Here is a 17,949-nt window from a genome sequence, read left to right on the forward strand (position 1 = left end):
TCGCCGGTCGCCGGCGCCGTCGGGGATCACCCCCGCGTGCGCGGGGAGCAGCCGTTCGGGTGGGCGTTGATCATGTCCTGGATCGGATCACCCCCGCGTGCGCGGGGAGCAGTACTGCGACGCGGTGTCGGCGGTGTCCCAGACCGGATCACCCCCGCGTGCGCGGGGAGCAGATCTCCTGCCAGACGCACTCTCCCTCGTCCGCGGGATCACCCCCGCGTGCGCGGGGAGCAGACTACTTGACCTGCAGCGCTAAAGATCGACTCTACGGATTTCATTCACTAGCGACCGCACGATCGTCCTCTCGGTGCCAGCGGACGCAGGAGCCCAACTCTCGCCACAGCATAGTTGGTAAGACCGAAGGAGAACGAGCAGTGGACGTGACGACGGCTAGCGTCGACCGCGAGGGCAGAGGCAAGGTTGATGTTGATGCCCTGGTAGGCGGTGCTGGTTGATTGAGGGTGCGATGTAAAGGCGGTGTCGATTTCGCCGAAGCTCAGCAAGCGCTGACATCATGGAACCGTCGCGTCAGCGTGTCGCGCCCTGGAACGAGCGAGACGGACGCGAAACTACGAGCGATAGCCATAGAGCCACTTCTCTAGAATGTCGGTCTACTCGATGTCGGGGAGTTCGAGGCTGCCGCCAAAGAGGTTGTCGCCCACCTCTTGCGCCAATGTCGCCCCGGCTCTCGCGCCCTCTGCGAGGGCGGTGCGGAAGGCGACGAGCTTTCGGAATGCCTCTCCGTACGCCTGTTGCTGATGCAGCGGAAGCACGGGGATGGCCAGGCGCTTCACGTCGATGCGTACCGACCCGGTAGAAGCTCGGCCGGCGACTCGCAGGTTGTCTGTGCGGGACAGGACACCCGCGATGAACCAAGGGTCGAAGCGGGTCTTGTCGACGCGGATGAGTTGGACCCCGGGGCCCAGTGCGGCGCCGATCTGCTCCCTCGTGGCGACTCGGGCATGCACCTTCGAGCCAATGGTCGGCATGAGTATGTCGCCGGCCTGAACCAGCGGTGGTACGTCGTCGGCGTCGCGGCTTGTCGATCCGCTTGCGGGGCTTCCACTGACGATGTCGGTGGTGGTGAGCACCGAGGAGGTGACGGCGCTGCGACTCGGTTGCCGGCGGCTGGCCGTGCGGAGCATCGAGATGCTGCCCGAGCGGATCAGATCGGCGATGTCGGCGTGCGGCGCGGCGCGTAACGGTGCTGCCTGCGCTTCCTGCACCGGGGGCAGGTAGTCACGCAGTTCATCCAGTAGCCGTTCGAAGTCTCTGATCCGGCGGATGATCTCGTCTGGATCGGCCGAGATCGTGCCGGTGCGCGGCAGGTAGCGCTGGGGCGTCAGGTCGACCTGATCATCAAGCGTCTCGATGACGGGCACGGTGCGGCAGACTCCCGGCTCGTCAACAGGCTCACCAGACAGATAGGCACGCCAGGCTGGTCCTACGGTGTCGAGGAGGGTGCGGCCCGGCGGAGCAGCTGTGGTGTCGATGACCAAGAGACCGTTGGTGGGAGGTGCCTGAGGATCGGGCTGGGTGAGGACCCAGATGTGCAGGCCGATGCCGGTCGGCGGCATGAGGCCAGCGGGTAGGGCGACGACCGCGCGAAGCGCTCCGCGGCGTACGAGCTCGGCTCGGACGCGGCGTCCGGCGGGCCGCAGGGCAGCGGCCGGCGGCATGAGCACGACGGCGGTGCCGCCCGGGGCGAGATGAGCCAGGGCGTGCTGAACCCAGGCAAGTTCGGGCTCGGTACGTGGAGGCAGTCCATAGGCCCAGCGAGGGTCGTAGGCGAGCCGATCGTGGCCCCAGTCGTGAATCCCGAACGGAAAGTTCGCCACCACGACGTCGGCTCGCAGATCAGTGAACGCATCGGCAAGCAGGCTGTCGCCCACATGCACCACCGGTGGGTCGCTGGCGATCCCTGCCTGTTGAGCGCGTAGTTGGACGAACCAGAGACGAAGGAGTGTGATCAGCGCGTACTGAGGCTTGATCTCCTGAGCGGAGCATCGCACGCCGCTGCCTGCTCGCAGCGCCTTGTCGGCGGCCATGCGGAGGAGAGATCCGGTGCCGCTGGTGAAGTCGAAGACTTCAGTGCCTGCGCCGGCGAGCGCAAGCATGACCTCGGCGACGCTGTCGGGAGTGCCGGCCAGGCCGGACATCGAGCTGGCGGAGGTGACGTATCGGTTGTGCAGGTATTCGAAGGCGGCTTCCGGTGCCTGCTCCGTGGCGAGCTGCTTGACGGCGTGCAGCACGGCGGCAAGCTGCGGCGTCCACTGTGAGGGGAGAACCTGACCAACCATGTCGGCCAGGTGCTTGTCCAGGGTGCGCAGGCTGCCGACGAGTTGCTTCGGGTCAGGTATCACTCCCTCCGCCGACTCGCCCTGCTGGCGTACGAGGAGATAGGTGCCGGCGATGACGAGTGCGTCGGTCATCTCCGCCGCCGGCTGGTAGCTCTCGATGTGCTGCCAAGCGCGTTCTCCAGCATCGGCCTGGTGTAGCCGTCCGTGCTGAAGCAGCCAGTGCTCGACCTCTCGGGCGTCGAAGGAGGGGCTGCTCGGGGTGCCGCCGACGGGTGCCGGGAAGTCGGCGTACCTGCGGCGCCAGTTGCTGACCGCAGCACGCCCGACATTGGCAAGCCGTGCGATGCCGCTGGCGGTCAGGGTGGTCTGTCCGCGAAGGGGGTCAGCCTGTGTTGTCACACGTGAACGCTATCATGCCAATAGGTCTTGTGTATGGGGTTCACAACCGGTAGTTTGTTCCATGTTTGGCCGTATCAGTGAAGTTTTGGAGGATCCGATGCCCCGTCGCGGACGCAGTACGACAGTCGGCAAGTTCGCCAAGCTTTACCAGGACCGCCGGGTCTCCGAGATCCGCATGCTCGGCGAGTCGATACGTCTGGAGCAGGGGACGGTGCCACCGGCGCGCGCCGGCGAGTCTTCGCTCTCGAAGACCGTCTCGACCCGCTGACCATTCACCACTTCACTTCGCCCCATCTACCTGAGGAGGACCATGAACATCTTTGTTCGCATCCGTGTCGTCAGCTGCTTCGACATGCTTCCCGCCAGTGGACTACCTGCTGGTCGGCGCGCATCGCTACGGTGGTCGCACCATCTCCGCAGAGACGCTCGCGCAGGTTCGTCTTGACCCGGACGTTGGTCGTGCTGTCGCCCACGCGTACATGACGGCACCGACGTGTGACGAGCGTGCCTTCAGGTCCTACGCCGCGTTCTGCCGGGAAACGGTGCGGCAGTATCACTTCCTGGTGGGCAGGGTCGAGTTCGGCGGTCTAGGTCTCACGGTGCGCGTCGTTGACGAGAATCCTTACCCGGACGTCGAGTCCATGGTGGCCGATGTACGACGGCGTCGGTTGAAGGTGTGGGCGAGCGCGGCGAGCGGCAACCCTCACCCCTACCTCAGCGACGGTGAGAACGACATGTTCCGTGCGGTCCACGACGCGTTCGGGCATGCGGGCAGCGGCCGGGGCTTCGACCGGCACGGAGAGGAGGCAGCCTGGATGAAGCACAGCGCGATGTACTCGGCGCTCGCCCGAGGTGCCATGACGACGGAGACGCGCGGGCAGAACTGCGCACAGATCTTCCACTACGAGGGGGTTCGGTTCCCTGAACAGAAGGCGGCTCTGCTGCCGCCGGAGTTCAGCGACCCCCGCCGGCGGCCGATCCTGGTCGGGGACCAGGCGTCACGCTGACGTTGCTGAGCTGCGCGATCTCTCGGCGCAGCTCAGCAACGACCGAGTCGTCAGAGGCGGCTATGCGCAGGCGGTCCTCAAGCAGCTTGTTCAGCTGCCGGTGTGCCCGGTCATGCTCGCCAAGGGGAACATGCGCCAAGGCCGCGCGGCGCCGGAAGTCGAAGACCAACTCGTGACCATCGCTGTTTCGCTGTGCGACGTCGTCGGCGAGCTGTCGCCACGCTCGAGCGGCGGCGCGGTGTTCCCCAGCTGCCTGTAGACGTTCCGCATGCTGCCTGGCGAGGTCTGCGTCCCAATCGCTTGCAGGGGCTGACCGTGCCGCGGGCGCAGCCGTCAAGGACGTCGACCGGCTGAGGACGGCGGCGTAGGCGCGCACCGGATCGATGTCGTCGGTGACGATGCCGGGCAGAGGTGAAAGGCCGTGGATCAAGGGCACCAGCACCCGGTACGCCTCGGCCGCGCTGGCCGGCCGGTCCTGTGGGTTGACCGCCATCAGCGAAAAGATCAGATCGTCGAGCTCGGCCGGAACATCAGCGCGGAATTCGCTTGCCCGTGGCGGGGGATCCCCGAGCTGGCGATGGACCGTTGTCATCGTTGTGAGGCCGTCGAAGGGGGCCCGGCCCGTGAGCACGTCGAACAACGTGCCGCCCAATCCGTACAGGTCCGTGCGGTGGTCGACAGGGCTGTCGGTGACCTGCTCCGGAGCCATGTAGCCGACGGTGCCGAGGCTCTGACCGGACTGCGTGATCCGTGAGTATCGCTCGTCGTCTCGCATCACGGCCAGTCCGAAGTCAAGAACCTTGACGGCCCCGCTGCGGTCCAGCATGACGTTGCTCGGCTTGATGTCCCGGTGGACCAGCCTGATGCGTTGCGCGGCGAGCAGGACGCTGCAGATTTGTGCGCCGATGGCAGCTACCCAGGCGATCGGCAGCGGACCATGTTCGGCGACCAGGTCCGACAAGGTGATGCCGTTGATCTCTTGGAGCACCACGAAGGGCCGGCCGTCGTGCTCACCGATGTCGTAGATGGCGGGTATGCCAGGGTGGTCGAGCCGGGCGGTCAGGAGTGCCTCCCGACGGAATCGACGCACCAGGTCCACATCCATGGCGCCGACGACCTTCACGATCACCGGGCGGTCCAACAGGGAATCACGGGCTGACCAGACTTCGCCCATTCCCTTGTGTGCCAACGGGTATCGGCTCACCGCATATCGGCCCTTGAGGCTCTCGCCTGCCACCACGTTCATCAGCATAACGGCTGTCCACACTCCGACGGCCTAGCTAGATGACCGTGAGCGTCGGCAACAAGACACACGCTTGCAAACTGACTTCACAACTGTTGTACTGGCGACGAGTGCGAGCCGGGTGGCTGTTTCGTCCGGCGAGATGCGGCTGCCTGCCCAGTTCACGGCAGCCGTAGCGGTGCGCTGTGTCTGTTCGTCGATCACACTGGGGGAGAAGACTGATATGGCTGAACTAGCCATCGACAGGGAGTTTCTCCCCGCGTACGCCAAACTCGGTCGGCGCGTGCAGCGCGCCGTCGACGCAGCCATCGGCAAGTTCGCGCAGCACACTCACGCCGGCCTTCATCTGGAGAAGCTCACCGGGGCGCGTGACCCGAACATCCGCACCATCCGCATCGATCAGTTCTATCGCGGGGTTGTGCTCGCTCTCGGCGCGCAACGCTACGCGCTGCTGAACGTCCTTCCACACGATGACGCGATCGCCTTCGCCGTGAGCCGACGCTTCACCGTCAACCAGGCCATTGGCGTCCTGGAGATGCGTGATCAGGTGGGCATCGAGGAGTTCGCCCGCACGACCGCGCACGAAGAGTCAGGCAAGGGCTTGTTCGTCGACGTCTCGATCGCGGACCTGACGCGACTCGGCGTGGACGAAGACCTCATCCCACTGCTGCGGCTCATCACCACCGACCGGCAGCTCGAGAGCCTGGCCGGGCGACTTCCCGACGTGCAGTCCGATGTCCTGCGTGGTTTAGCCAGCGGGTTGACGGTCCACGATGTCTGGACCGAGTTGGCCGACCGGATCGTCACCGGCGTCGACACCGAAGACCTGCTGACCGCCGCACGCCGCACGCCGGAGCGGATCGCCTTCGTCTCCGGGCCGGTTGAGCTGGCCGCCATCCTGGCTCATCCGTTCGACGTCTGGCGGACCTTCCTGCATCCCACCCAGCGCGACGTCGCCTTTCGAGAGGTATACAGCGGTCCGGCGCTGATCACCGGCAGCGCCGGCACGGGCAAGACCGTCACCGGCCTGCACCGGGCGGTGTTCCTCGCGCAACGCCTGCCCGATGACGGGTCGAAGGTGCTGCTGACCACGTTCACCAGGGCGCTGGCCGACGCTCTCAGCCGGCAGCTGCACCGTCTGACCGCAGACCCGACCGTACGCGCACGCATTGACGTGATCAGCGTCGACAGGCTGGCGTACGAGATCGCCACGCGAGGAGGCAGGAAGGTCAACATCGTCGAGAACGACGTGCTCGACGGTCTCTGGGAGGCGGCGGCGAAGGCCGGCCCGACCTACCTCAACCGAGCCGGCCGCACGACGACCTTCAGCGGCGCCTTCCTCCGGCGGGAGTGGGAGCAGGTGGTGCTGGCGCAGCAGCTGACCAGCATGACGGCTTACCGTGACGCTCCGCGTCGAGGACGCGGCGAAGGGCTGCGTGCGGCCCAACGAGAGCAGGTGTGGGCCGCCATCGAGTCCGTCGTCGCCGAGCTGAACAAGCGCCGGCTACGCACCCATACTCAGCTCGCTGACGAAGCCGCGATGATCGCCAACCAATCACCCACTCCGTACCGACACATCGTGGTGGACGAGGGACAGGATCTGCACCCAGCGCAATGGCGTCTGTTGCGTGCCCTCGTTGCAACCGGTCCCAACGACCTGTTCCTGCTCGCCGACCCGTACCAGCGGATCTACGACAGCCACGTGTCGCTGGCGCAACTCGGTATCCATGTCCGGGGCCGAACCCGCAAGCTCAACGTCAACTACCGAACCACACACGAGATCCTGGACCTGTCGGTCAGGGTCCTCAACGGTGAAGCGGCCATCGGCCTCGACGGCGAGGACGACACACTGCGCGGCTACCGCTCCGTGACTCGCGGTGGCGCACCCACCGTCAAGGCGCATATGAGCCGAGAGGACGAACACGAAGCGCTGATCGAACAGGTAGGCACCTGGCTCGACCAAGGCGTCGAACCCCATGCGATCGGTGTCGCCGCCCGCACCGGGCAGCTGGTCACCCTCATCAGCAGGACGCTACGGGAGGCTTACCTCCCCGTGGCCGACGAGAAGCGCGGAACGGACGGCGTCCGGGTCGCCACCATGCACCGCATGAAGGGCCTTGAGTTCCAGTGCCTGGCAGTCGTGGGCCTGGACGCGGGAGCACTTCCCGCCCCACATGCGCTGACGCCCCTGACTGAAGATCCGCATGCCCACAAGCAGGACCTGCAGCGTGAGCGGTGCCTGCTGTTCGTTGCGCTGACCCGGGCCCGCGACGTGCTTTACCTGTCGCACAGCGGTCACCCCAGCTCACTCCTGCCGGAGCACCGATGAACATTCGCACCGATTCGCACGGACCGAAGCTGGGCGACGCCGCCCGGGCGGTCTGGGGAAAGACCGACCGCAAAGGCACGTCACCGGTCGGATGGCTCCCTCTCTGGCGGCATCTCGCCGACGCGGCCGACGTAGCGGGCCGGCTGTGGGACCACTGGCTCAGCCCTGCGGTACGCCGCCGCATCGCCGACGAACTGCCCGACGGCGACCGCGACGCCCGTACGCTGGCCGTCTGGCTCGCCGGTGTGCACGACATCGGCAAGGCCACTCCCGCCTTCGCCTGCCAGGCACCCGTGCTGGCAGAGCGCATGCGCGACCGAGGGCTCGGCTACGACCGGGACCTCATCCGTTCCGATCGCAGGTATGCCCCGCACGCCACCGCCGGGCACGTCATTCTGGCCGACTGGCTGGGCCGACGGGGCCTCATCGACCCGCATCCGTACGCCGTCGTCGTCGGGGGCCACCACGGCGCCCCGCCCACCGACGAAGGCCTCCGCGACGTGCAGGTTCGTCGGTATCTACTTGGAGATCAAGCGTGGGAACAGGCGCAGGAAGAGCTGCTTGTCTGGATGACCGAACGCTGCGCGGCAGCCGATCGGATCGTCACCTGGGACGCGGTGCAGCTGTCGCAACCCGCACAAGCCGCGCTCACCGGCATCGTCATCGTCGCCGACTGGATCGCCAGCAACGAGGAATTCTTTCCCTACCTACTCGACAGCTCCGACGCCGACCGTCTGCGGAGCGGCTGGGACGTGCTGGACCTTCCCGTACCGTGGCTTCCGGCGGCGGCGCCAGCGGGCGTGGACGGCCTGTTCGAGACGCGTTTTGAGCTGCCCGTCGGTGCGACCCCTCGCCCTGTCCAGCGCACGGTCGCTGATCTCGCCGCGACGATGCCCGCCCCTGGAATGATGATCGTCGAAGCGGCGATGGGGGAGGGCAAGACCGAAGCGGCTCTGGCCGCGGTCGAGATCCTTGCCAGGCGAACCGGCGCCTCTGGCTGCTACCTGGCGCTGCCCACCCGAGCCACCAGCGACGCCATGTTCAACCGGATGCTGTCCTGGCTACGCCGCCTGCCCGACGCGCACACCGACCGCGGAGACCGTGACGTGCGGTTGGCCCACGGAAAGGCCGCGCTCAACACCGACTATGACCGGCTCCGCGCCACATCGCTGCCAAGCGGCATCGCGGAGGATGTCGGCGGTGCAGCCGTCGGGGTGCATAAATGGCTGGCCGGACCCAAACGAACTCTGCTGTCCAGCTTCGTCGTGGGCACCATCGACCAGCTGCTGTTCGCCGCGCTGCGCGGAAAACACCTCGTGCTGCGACACCTCGGACTCGCGGGCAAGGTCGTCGTCATCGACGAGGCGCACGCCTACGACGTCTTCATGAGTCAGTTCCTGGACCGCGCACTGGAATGGCTCGGCGCCTACGGTGCTCCGGTCGTCGTGCTCTCCGCGACGCTGCCCGCTCACCGCCGCGCGGCGTTGATGGCCGCCTACGACTGTGGCCGGCTCGGTCCCGAACCGCCGCTCGGCAGGCGTGACCGAGGAAAGCCGCGCGTCGATCCCTACGCTGCCCTGCGTAACGACCTGCGCTATCCCCTCATCACCGCCTCCGCGGAGACGCGGGGTGCCACCGCGGTCAGCTGCCCCGACTCCGGTCGCCGCATCGAGGTCACGGTCCGCCCACTTGCTGACGATCTGCCGACGTTGGCGGAGTTGCTTCGCGACCGCCTGGTCGACGGCGGCTGCGCCCTGATCGTCCGCAACACCGTCGCTCGAGTTCAGGAGACCGCCGCTGATCTGCGCGCGGCGCTCGGACCGGACACCCCGCTATCGGTTGCGCACTCACGGTTCATGGCCGTCGACCGCGCCACGAAGGACCGGTGGTTGCGCGACACGTTCGGTCCGCCAGGTAGCGGGCGACGGCCACTACGCCACGTCGTCGTCGCCAGCCAGGTCGCCGAACAGTCCCTCGACATCGACTTCGACCTCCTCATCACCGATCTCGCCCCGATCGACCTGGTGCTGCAACGCATCGGCCGGCTGCACCGCCATCCACGCGGCGACCGACCTACCCGCCTGATGAAGCCGGAATGCTGGATCGCCGGAGCCGACTGGCTCACCGAGCCGCCGCAGCCGGTCAACGGCTCCCGCCGGGTCTATCAGCCGGCGGCACTGCTGCGCAGTGCCGCCGTGCTCCTGCCGCACCTCGACGGCCTACCGCTCCGGCTTCCGGCAGACATCGCCCCTCTTACCCAAGCGGCCTACGGCTCACAGCCGGTCGGACCTCCATCCTGGCAGCCCGCGATGGTTGAGGCCGAAGCGAAGCAGCGTGACGAGATCGCCGCCAAGGAGCTCAAGGCTGACGGCTTCCGGCTGGCCAGTGTCGCCGAACCCGGCGTTCCACTGATCAGCTGGATCTCCGGGGGCGTCGCCGGCACCGACGACCGGATGGCTCAGGGTCATGTCCGCGACAGTGACGCCGAGTCGCTCGAAGTCCTCCTTCTGGTACGGACAGCGGAGGGCCTAGTCCTCCCGCCATGGATCGACGGCGGCGGGATAGTCATCCCAACCAGTGCCGCCCCGAGTTGGCGACAGGGCCGAGCCGTCGCACGCTGCGCTCTGCCCTTGCCGCGGGTCATGACTGCGCCCGACGTCGTCGATCAGGTGATCACCGAGTTGGAGCGTCGGGTCGATCTGACCGCTTGGCAGGTCAATCCTTGGCTCGCTGGCGAGCTCCTCCTCGACATCAACGGTGAGGGCCATGCGCTTGTAGGGCCCTTTGATCTCTACTACGACCCTCATGGAGGTCTCCAGGTTGTCCGTGTCGGCTGACATCCCCGCCTACGCGGGGAACGTGGCTGCGACCCAGCGTGCTTAGGGATCACCCCTCTCCTGGTCAGAGGGAAGCTGCAGCCAAATTTTCTTGCTTGCTCCTACACAGCGTGCTTACTTTAGTCGGGGCACGGTCGAGACTAGACGGTGGTGACGAGACATGACAAGGGCAAGGCGCTTAGGCAGCTATTCGCTGGTCGATGAGCCATGGATTCCTGTGCTAGATGCCGCAGGCCGCCGGCGAGATGTCTCAATGGCGGATCTCTTCCAGCAAGCAGGCGAGCTGCGCATGATCGCTTGTGAGCTTCCCACGCAGACGTTCGCGATCCTGCGACTGGCGTTGGCGATCCTGCATAGAGCCGCGGATGGCCCTCCCAGCGAGGCTGCTTGGTTGGCACTGTGGCGGGACCGGCGGCTACCGGTCGCGGACATCCGTGACTACCTCGGAGAGTTCCGGGACCGGTTCGACCTTCTGCACCCGGAGCAGCCGTTCTACCAGGTCGCCGATCTGCGCGCCTCCAAGGACGGCGCGTACGGGCTGGAGCGCCTAATTGCCGACGTGCCCAATGGCATGCAGTTCCTCACCACCCGCGCCGGCGCCGGCATGGCGTCGATCTCACCAGCCGAGGCAGCCCGCTGGCTGGTGCACTGCCAGGCCTACGACCCGTCCGGCATCAAGACCGGGGCTGTGGGAGATTCTCGGGTCAAGGGCGGGCGAGGTTATCCGATCGGTGTGGCCACCCTGGGTGGGTTGGGCGCCGTCTACCTGGAGGGTGCCACTCTGGCAGAGACCCTTCTGCTCAACCTGCTGCCAGTGGCCCCTGGATGGCAGCGGGCTGACGAGCGAGACGCCCCGGTGTGGGAGCGTGCGCCGCAGACGTCCGCCGAAGAGGCCGAAGCAACTCGCGGACCGTTCGGGCTGCTCAGCCTCTATACGTGGCAGTCACGACGGATCCGGCTCTTTGGCGACGTTCACGGCATCACCGGCGCGATGATCTCCAACGGGGATCGCCTGGAGTGGCAGGATCGGCACCTGCTGGAGCCGATGAGCGTGTGGGGACGCAGCGCGCCAAAGGAGCGTGAGCAGAAGCGACTCCCGATCTACCTTCCTCGGCCCCATGACCACGGCCGAGCGCTATGGCGGGGTCTACAGACGCTGCTGCCGGCGCCACCCTCGCCCGGCGCTGACCCGCCGCAGCGGCTCTCGCCGATGGTGCTGCAGCGGCTGGCGCGGTTGACAGTCACAGGAGTAGTGGAGTCGGACTTCCAGGTACGGGCGCGGGCTACGAGCGTCACCTACGGCACCCAGCAGGCGGTCGTAGACGAGGTGTTCAGCGACGCGCTCACCATGAATGTGCTGCTCCTGGTCGAACACTCCGCACTTCGCACAACTGCAGTGGACGCCGCCGCCGACGCGGAGGCGGCCGTTAACACTCTGCGACGGCTCGCGGACAACCTGGCCCGAGCCGCTGGTAGCCGGGATCAGGACGGCAGTGAGTCCGCGCGGGCCTCGGAGCGCGCCTATGCAGAACTGGATCGCAGCTTCCGAGGGTGGTTGGCGGGACTCGGCCCCGGCAGCGATCCGGTAGCCGAGCGCGCTGCCTGGCAGCGCCTCGTCCGCCGCGCTGTCGGCCGGCTCGGAGGCGAACTCGTAGCCGCAGCCGGACCGGCGGCATGGATCGGCCGCGCTGGCACGGATCGTGCCGGTCGAGAAGTGCACTACTCCAGTTCCCAGGCCGACGCATGGTTCCGCGCAGGCCTCGCCAAGGCGCTCCCGATGGCGACTGAGGCGCCCCAGCAGAAGCAGGAGGAAGCAGTATGACCGCGGTCGACCAGCAGCCAACCGTCACCGCACCGGCCAGGTCCTGGACTCGCCGACGCGGCGAACTCGGAGACCACGTGGCCCGAACGGTCGGCGCCCTTCAGGCGCGCCTGTTTCGCGACGCGACCCAGCCGGAAGCGGTCAGCGCACTCGCCCGGCTGAGGCGCGGCATGGGACGCGCACCGGGCTTCGACTTCACCCTTGAGCGATACCTGCAGGTGCCGGATCACCTGCTGGGGCGCCGGCCGCACGACGATGCGCAACCCGCCGACACCGAGCAAGCCGTGCACGACGCGGTGACCCTGTACGCACTGCACCAGCAGTCACGCCGGGAACGGATGCACGTCGACGGGCGAGGCCTGGGCCGGAGCCTGGCTGACCTCGTACGCCTCTCCGGAGGTCCCGAAGGCGTACGTCGCCGATTCGCGGCGCTCGGCACCGCCAGCACCTACCACGAGAGCATCTACCACCTACGCAGCCTGATCACCATGCTGCGAGAACACCAGATCCCGCTCGACTACGGGCTGCTCGCCGACGACCTACGGACCCTGCTGCGGCCTGGTGGTCAAGCCAGGATCCAGGCCGTCTGGGGTCGCGAGTTCTTCCGTACCAGGCCTGCCACCACCGCTGACGCCTCCACCGATACTCCCGAGGAGAACCTGTCATGAGCCGCACCATCATCGACGTCTACGCGCTGCAGACCGTTCCCCCGAGCAACCTGAACCGTGACGACACCGGCTCGCCGAAGACCGCCGTGTACGGCGGCGTACGGCGCGCACGGGTTTCCAGCCAGGCATGGAAGCGCGCCATCCGGCTGGCCTTTGCCAACCTGCTCGACCGCTCGCAACTCGGTGAACGGACCAAGCGGGTAGGCGAATCGTTGGCGGCTCGGATCAAGGTCCTCGACCCAAGCCTCTCCGACGAAGCAGCCTCGGCCCTGGCCGCTGAGGTCTTTGTCGCGGCCGGGCTGGCCAAGGTCGACAAGAAGAAGGGCGAGCTCAAGGACATCGAGTCCAGCTACCTGCTCTTCCTCAGCCACCGCCAGCTGGACAACCTCGCCTCCGCCGCACTGGAGGCCTCGGCGGCCGGCGCACCTCTGGACAAGGGGCGGTTCAAGGAGTTGGCCAAGACCGACCACTCCGTTGACATCGCCATGTTCGGCCGGATGGTCGCCGACATGACGGACATCAACGTTGACGCGGCGTGCCAGCTCTCCCACGCCATCAGCGTCCACGCTGTCGACAACGAGTTCGACTACTTCACCGCAGTCGACGACCGTAAGGCCGATGCCGCCGAGACCGGCGCCGGCATGATCGGCACCATCGAGTTCAACTCGTCCACGCTGTACCGGTACGCCACCATCGACGTCGACGCACTGCACCGCACGTTGGGCGACGCGACCGCCACCCGAGCTGCCGTGGAGGCCTTCCTGGTCGCCTTCGCCCGCAGCATGCCGACGGGCAAGCAGAACACTTTCGCTCACCGGACGCTCCCCGACGCGGTTCTCGTACGGATGCGCGACACGCAGCCGGTCAACCTCGTCGGCGCCTTTGAGACGCCGGTTCGGGAAACGCACGCCGCCGGTCGGATCGAGCTGGCCGCAGCTGCACTCGCCAAGCACACCGTCGCCGTCGAGCAGGCCTACGGTGAGCGGCCGGTGGCCAGCTGGGTCACCCAGGTCGGCGACAAGACTGCGGTGCTGGCCGACCTCGGCAAGGCGGTCAGCTTCAGTGAGCTGGTCGCCGGAGTGGGGGAGCAGATCGATCTGGCACTTGGACAGCCGGCATGAGCGTACTTCTGATGAGGCTGGCCGGGCCGCTGCAGTCATGGGGCTCGTCCAGCCGCTTCGCTCGCCGCGGCACCGAGGTCGCACCGACCAAGAGCGGTGTTCTCGGCCTGCTCGCCGCCGCGAAAGGCATCCGCCGCACGGAACCGCTCACCGAGCTCCTGGGTCTGGAGTTCGGGGTACGCCTCGATCAGCCTGGGCAGATCCTGCGGGACTTCCAGACGGCCCGATCGCTGGACGGCCGGCACAGCGCGCCGCTGACCTACCGCTTCTATCTGTCCGACGCGGTGTTCCTCGCCGCGGTCGCGGGGGAACAGGCGCTTCTGTCCGGACTTGCGGAAGCGCTCGCGCGACCACACTTTCCCCTTTACCTGGGCCGCCGGTCATGTCCACCAGACGGTCCCATCAGTCTCGGTGTGCACGGCGCAACCCTTGACGAGGCCTTGGCGGAGTGGCCCTGGCTCGCCTCGCCGTGGTATCAGCGCCGCGCTGCCCCGACCGTCAGACTGGAGATCATCCGGGACGCGCGAGCAGGTGAACCGATCGGCGAGACCGTGCCCGACGAGCCTGTCAGCTTCGACCCTGCCCACCGCCAGCACACCTGGCGGTCGGTGACTCGCCGACACGTCGACGTCAGAAACGACCGCACAGAACGGGCCGCCGTCCCCGAGCACGACCCGCTGAGCCTGCTGGGAGGCTAACCATGTTTCTGACCCGGTTCCAGATCAACCCTGCTCGACGCGGTGCACGCAAGCTGCTCGGATCACCTCAGTCCATGCACGCCGCAGTCCGCGCCGCGTTCGCTGCGCCCGAGGACCACGAGCGGGATGGCGTCCGTACCCTGTGGCGGCTGGACGCCCCGACCCCCACGACGGTCTACCTCTACATCACCAGCCCGGGCCGGCCCGACCTGACCCACCTTGTCGAGCAGGCTGGCTGGCCGACGACCGACGCGTGGGTCACTCGCGACTACGGCGGACTGCTCGACTCACTACGCCCCGGCCAGGACTGGGCGTTCCGGCTCACCGCCAACCCGGTTCACAGCGGGCGCAAGACCGCGGACTCCAAGGAGACCCAGCGCTTCGGCCGCTTGCGAGAGGAGGATCAGGTCAACTGGCTGTTGAGCCGAGCAGCGGACCGCGGATTCCGCATCGCCACGCAACAGGACGGACGTCCCAACCTGCGGTTACACCACAGCCAGACGCTGAACTTCAAGCGCGGCCTGGCCAACGTCACCCTGGCCACGGTGACGTATGACGGCATCCTCCAGATCGCCGACGCGGCGGCTTTCCGCCGTGCGCTACGCGGTGGCATCGGGCACGGCAAGGCGTACGGTTGCGGCCTCCTGACCTTGGCTCCTGCCGGCTGATTCGGCTCATCCATGAAGATTGCAGGAGTACCGCCAGCCGAGATCGCCGACCTGGCGCGAGCCGAGGATCGGATCAGCTTTCTCTACCTTGAGCGCAGCGTCATTCACCGTGACAGCAATGCCATCACGGCTACTGACGACCAAGGGGTCGTACACATCCCCGCAGCCTCGATCGGCGTGCTGCTCCTCGGACCGGGCACCAGCGTCATCCATCAAGCCATCGCCCTGCTGGCCGACCACGGCGCCACCGCCATCTGGGTGGGGGAGCGAGGCGTGCGCTACTACGCTCACGGCCGATCCCTGGCTGCATCGAGCAGGCTCCTTCTGGCACAAGCTGCCGCAGTCAGCCACCGGGACCGACGATTGGCCGTCGCACGCACGATGTACGCGATGCGGTTTCCGGGCGAAGACACCACGCGCCTGACCCTGCAACAACTGCGAGGCAAGGAGGGCGCACGAGTCCGTCGCATGTACAGGGAGCAGGCCGAGCGCACAGGCGTAGCTTGGCGCCAGCGCGAATACGACCGAGAGGACTTCGACAGCGGCGACGCGATCAACCAGGCCCTGTCAGCCGCTCATGCCTGCCTCTACGGAATCGTTCACGCCGTCATCGTCGCGCTCGGCGCCGCACCCGGTCTGGGCTTCGTTCACACCGGCCACGAGCGAGCCTTCGTCTACGACATCGCCGACCTGTACAAGGCCGAGATCACGATCCCCGTGGCCTTCGACGTGGTAGCCGGCGGCTCGACCGACATCGGGACTGATACTCGCCGCGCAGTACGCGACCGAGTGCATGACGGGGCCATTCTCGCGCGATGCGTACGCGACATCCGCATGTTGCTGCTTCAACAGCAGGGCGGCGGCGAGATCGAAGATGAGGCAGAGGATCTCCGGCTCTGGGACGGGAGCGGGATCGAGTTGGCTGCCGGGCGCAACTACGCCAACACAGGTGAGGTCGACTTCTGATGACGGTCATCATCCTCACTGCATGTCCACCCGGACTCCGTGGTCATCTGACGCAGTGGCTCTTCGAGCTCTCGGCCGGCGTGTACGTCGGACACGTCAGCGCGCGCGTACGGAACAGGTTGTGGAATCGGGTAACCGAGATGGCGGGTGCCGGACGTGCCCTGATGGTGTTCCAAGTGCGAGGCGAGCAGCGACTGTCGTTCGTCGCACACGATCATCACTGGACGCCGGTGGACGTGGAGGGCGTGACGCTCATGCGCCGACCCGCGGTACCGGTGATCAATCCAGCGGCCGTGGGAGGTTGGAGCAAGGCGGCCAAGCGCCGCCGGTTCGGCCGGCGCGGTCGTGCAGCTACGGCGACCAACGAAGCGGAGTCATCAGAACCTTGATCTGAACGCGGGCTGGGATCACTCTTGCTTGGCGCGGGATACAGGGCAACAGCTCGCTGGTCTCCTCGATCTACCCGGGTGGATCGCCCGCGTGCGGCGGGGTGCAGGAACGGCCGATGATGACTTCGTTATAGGTACCGGATTACCCCGCGCTGTCGGATCCGCCTGAAGACTGGGAGGGATCACCCCCGCGTGCGCGGGAAGCAGCGAACCTCCGCCCGCCGGCTGCTCTGCTGGCTGGGATCACCCCCGCGTGCGCGGGGAGCAGCGCGGGAGTCCCCACAGGACGGCGCCGGGCCAGGGATCACCCCCGCGTGCGCGGGGAGCAGATCTGGGGAGATCCGGACGACGCGGGCGCGGAGGGATCACCCCCGCGTGCGCGGGGAGCAGGCGATGTACGCCGAGGATCCGCGACCGCTCGACGGATCACCCCCGCGTGCGCGGGGAGCAGGACCCGACCGTGGACAGAGCCTCACCCAGTTCCGGATCATCCCCGCGTGCGCGGGGAGCAGGTCGACGCCTCCCGGGTCGGCTTGCCCAGCAGCGAATCACCCGCGCGCGCGGGGAGCAGGCCGGCTTCCCGCCGCGGTTGCCGGCCCCGCTCTGGATCACCCCCGCGTGCGCGGGGAGCAGACCCTCTGGCAGGAGGAACAAGACCTGCCCCGCGGATCACCCCCGCGTGCGCGGGGAGCAGATGGGACGCGAGCTGTCCATGTTCCCCTTCTACGGATCACCCCCGCGTGCGCGGGGAGCAGGTGCGGAGATCCTGCGTGGACGCGATGAGCGTCGGATCACCCCCGCGTGCGCGGGGAGCAGGATGTTCCAAGCGTCATCGTCAGGGGATCGTTGGGATCACCCCCGCGTGCGCGGGGAGCAGTTGTTCGCACCCACGGTGGCCGCCGCCGAAACCGGATCACCCCCGCGTGCGCGGGGAGCAGCTTCGCCTTCCCGCGCTGCCCGCGCGTCGAACAGGATCACCCCCGCGTGCGCGGGGAGCAGTAACTACCGGCGGGCCATGTCGTCGTGGCCATGGGATCACCCCCGCGTGCGCGGGGAGCAGGGCGCCTACTGGTACGCGCTCGCCGACGGCCGGGGATCACCCCCGCGTGCGCGGGGAGCAGTCCTCGTGCAGGGTCGCCGCCGTCCGGGCGTCCGGATCACCCCCGCGTGCGCGGGGAGCAGTGCTGCCTACGATGAGACCTTCCGTGAGCAAGCGGATCACCCCCGCGTGCGCGGGGAGCAGAGCTTCGCGACGATGGTGTCCATGTTTGACCTCGGATCACCCCCGCGTGCGCGGGGAGCAGCATTCCCGGAGAACAGGAAGATGGTGAAACCCGGGATCACCCCCGCGTGCGCGGGGAGCAGGCGGTGATCCACGGCGCGGCCACGACGTCGTAGGGATCACCCCCGCGTGCGCGGGGAGCAGCGGCCGGTGTTGTTCACCCAGACCCGGTAGCCCGGATCCCCCCGCGTGCGCGGGGAGCAGTGGCGGGCGGCGCGTC

12 protein-coding genes and 2 CRISPR repeat arrays (1 of these 14 only partly in view) are annotated in these 17,949 nt (G+C 67.5%); of the genes, 10 read left to right on the plus strand and 2 right to left on the minus strand.

Going from position 1 to position 17,949, the window contains the following annotated elements:
* Positions 1-23: 23 nt before the first annotated feature.
* Positions 24-234: direct repeats of the CRISPR family, unit length 28 nt; unit sequence GGATCACCCCCGCGTGCGCGGGGAGCAG.
* A gap of 377 nt (positions 235-611) precedes the next feature.
* Positions 612-2,699: an N-6 DNA methylase gene (locus tag C8054_RS30350; protein WP_107162591.1), complete on the minus strand. Its 2,088-nt coding sequence runs from the start codon at positions 2,697-2,699 to the stop codon at positions 612-614.
* A 365-nt stretch (positions 2,700-3,064) separates the two neighbouring features.
* On the opposite strand from C8054_RS30350, the gene C8054_RS30355 reads away from it, so the two are divergent.
* Positions 3,065-3,706, plus strand: a complete 642-nt coding sequence (locus C8054_RS30355) for a hypothetical protein (protein WP_233220246.1) — start codon at positions 3,065-3,067, stop codon at positions 3,704-3,706.
* Here C8054_RS30355 and C8054_RS30360 read toward each other — a convergent pair.
* Entirely contained in the window at positions 3,654-4,958 is a 1,305-nt protein-coding gene (locus C8054_RS30360) for a serine/threonine-protein kinase (protein WP_107162592.1), read from the minus strand. The two genes, C8054_RS30355 and C8054_RS30360, sit on opposite strands and share 53 nt — an antisense overlap.
* Positions 4,959-5,070: 112 nt before the next feature.
* Here C8054_RS30360 and C8054_RS30365 point away from each other — a divergent pair, with 112 nt between their 5' ends.
* The 9 genes from C8054_RS30365 to cas2e all read left to right on the plus strand — a co-directional run bounded on the left by C8054_RS30365 (position 5,071) and on the right by cas2e (position 16,447).
* Positions 5,071-7,278: a UvrD-helicase domain-containing protein gene (locus tag C8054_RS30365; RefSeq protein WP_107162593.1), complete on the plus strand. Its 2,208-nt coding sequence runs from the start codon at positions 5,071-5,073 to the stop codon at positions 7,276-7,278.
* A complete protein-coding gene (locus C8054_RS30370; RefSeq protein ID WP_107162594.1) occupies positions 7,275-10,115 on the plus strand; it encodes a CRISPR-associated helicase/endonuclease Cas3 in 2,841 nt (946 codons plus the stop codon). Before C8054_RS30365 ends, C8054_RS30370 begins: the two co-directional genes overlap by 4 nt.
* Before the next feature lie 160 nt (positions 10,116-10,275).
* On the plus strand, positions 10,276-11,937 hold the full coding sequence (gene casA / locus C8054_RS30375; protein WP_107162595.1) for a type I-E CRISPR-associated protein Cse1/CasA: 1,662 nt from the start codon (positions 10,276-10,278) through the stop codon (positions 11,935-11,937).
* Positions 11,934-12,605, plus strand: a complete 672-nt coding sequence (casB, locus tag C8054_RS30380; protein WP_107162596.1) for a type I-E CRISPR-associated protein Cse2/CasB — start codon at positions 11,934-11,936, stop codon at positions 12,603-12,605. Before casA ends, casB begins: the two co-directional genes overlap by 4 nt.
* Positions 12,602-13,726, plus strand: coding sequence for a type I-E CRISPR-associated protein Cas7/Cse4/CasC (gene cas7e / locus C8054_RS30385; protein ID WP_107162597.1), 1,125 nt, complete (start codon positions 12,602-12,604; stop codon positions 13,724-13,726). Before casB ends, cas7e begins: the two co-directional genes overlap by 4 nt.
* Positions 13,723-14,424, plus strand: a complete 702-nt coding sequence (cas5e, locus tag C8054_RS30390; protein WP_107162598.1) for a type I-E CRISPR-associated protein Cas5/CasD — start codon at positions 13,723-13,725, stop codon at positions 14,422-14,424. Before cas7e ends, cas5e begins: the two co-directional genes overlap by 4 nt.
* Positions 14,425-14,426: 2 nt before the next feature.
* The gene (cas6e, locus tag C8054_RS30395; protein WP_107162599.1) at positions 14,427-15,092 is read left to right on the plus strand and encodes a type I-E CRISPR-associated protein Cas6/Cse3/CasE; all 666 of its coding nucleotides are present in this window, start codon (positions 14,427-14,429) and stop codon (positions 15,090-15,092) included.
* 12 nt (positions 15,093-15,104) lie between these two features.
* Positions 15,105-16,058 carry a type I-E CRISPR-associated endonuclease Cas1e gene (gene cas1e, locus C8054_RS30400; RefSeq protein WP_107162600.1) on the plus strand — a complete coding sequence of 318 codons (954 nt, stop codon included), beginning with the start codon at positions 15,105-15,107 and terminating at the stop codon, positions 16,056-16,058.
* On the plus strand, positions 16,058-16,447 hold the full coding sequence (cas2e, locus tag C8054_RS30405; protein WP_107162601.1) for a type I-E CRISPR-associated endoribonuclease Cas2e: 390 nt from the start codon (positions 16,058-16,060) through the stop codon (positions 16,445-16,447). Before cas1e ends, cas2e begins: the two co-directional genes overlap by 1 nt.
* A 179-nt stretch (positions 16,448-16,626) precedes the next feature.
* A CRISPR array of direct repeats spans positions 16,627-17,949; the repeat unit is 28 nt; unit sequence GGATCACCCCCGCGTGCGCGGGGAGCAG; it runs 1,511 nt beyond the window's last position.

Source organism: Micromonospora sp. RP3T (assembly GCF_003027925.1).
Lineage (GTDB): Bacteria > Actinomycetota > Actinomycetes > Mycobacteriales > Micromonosporaceae > Micromonospora.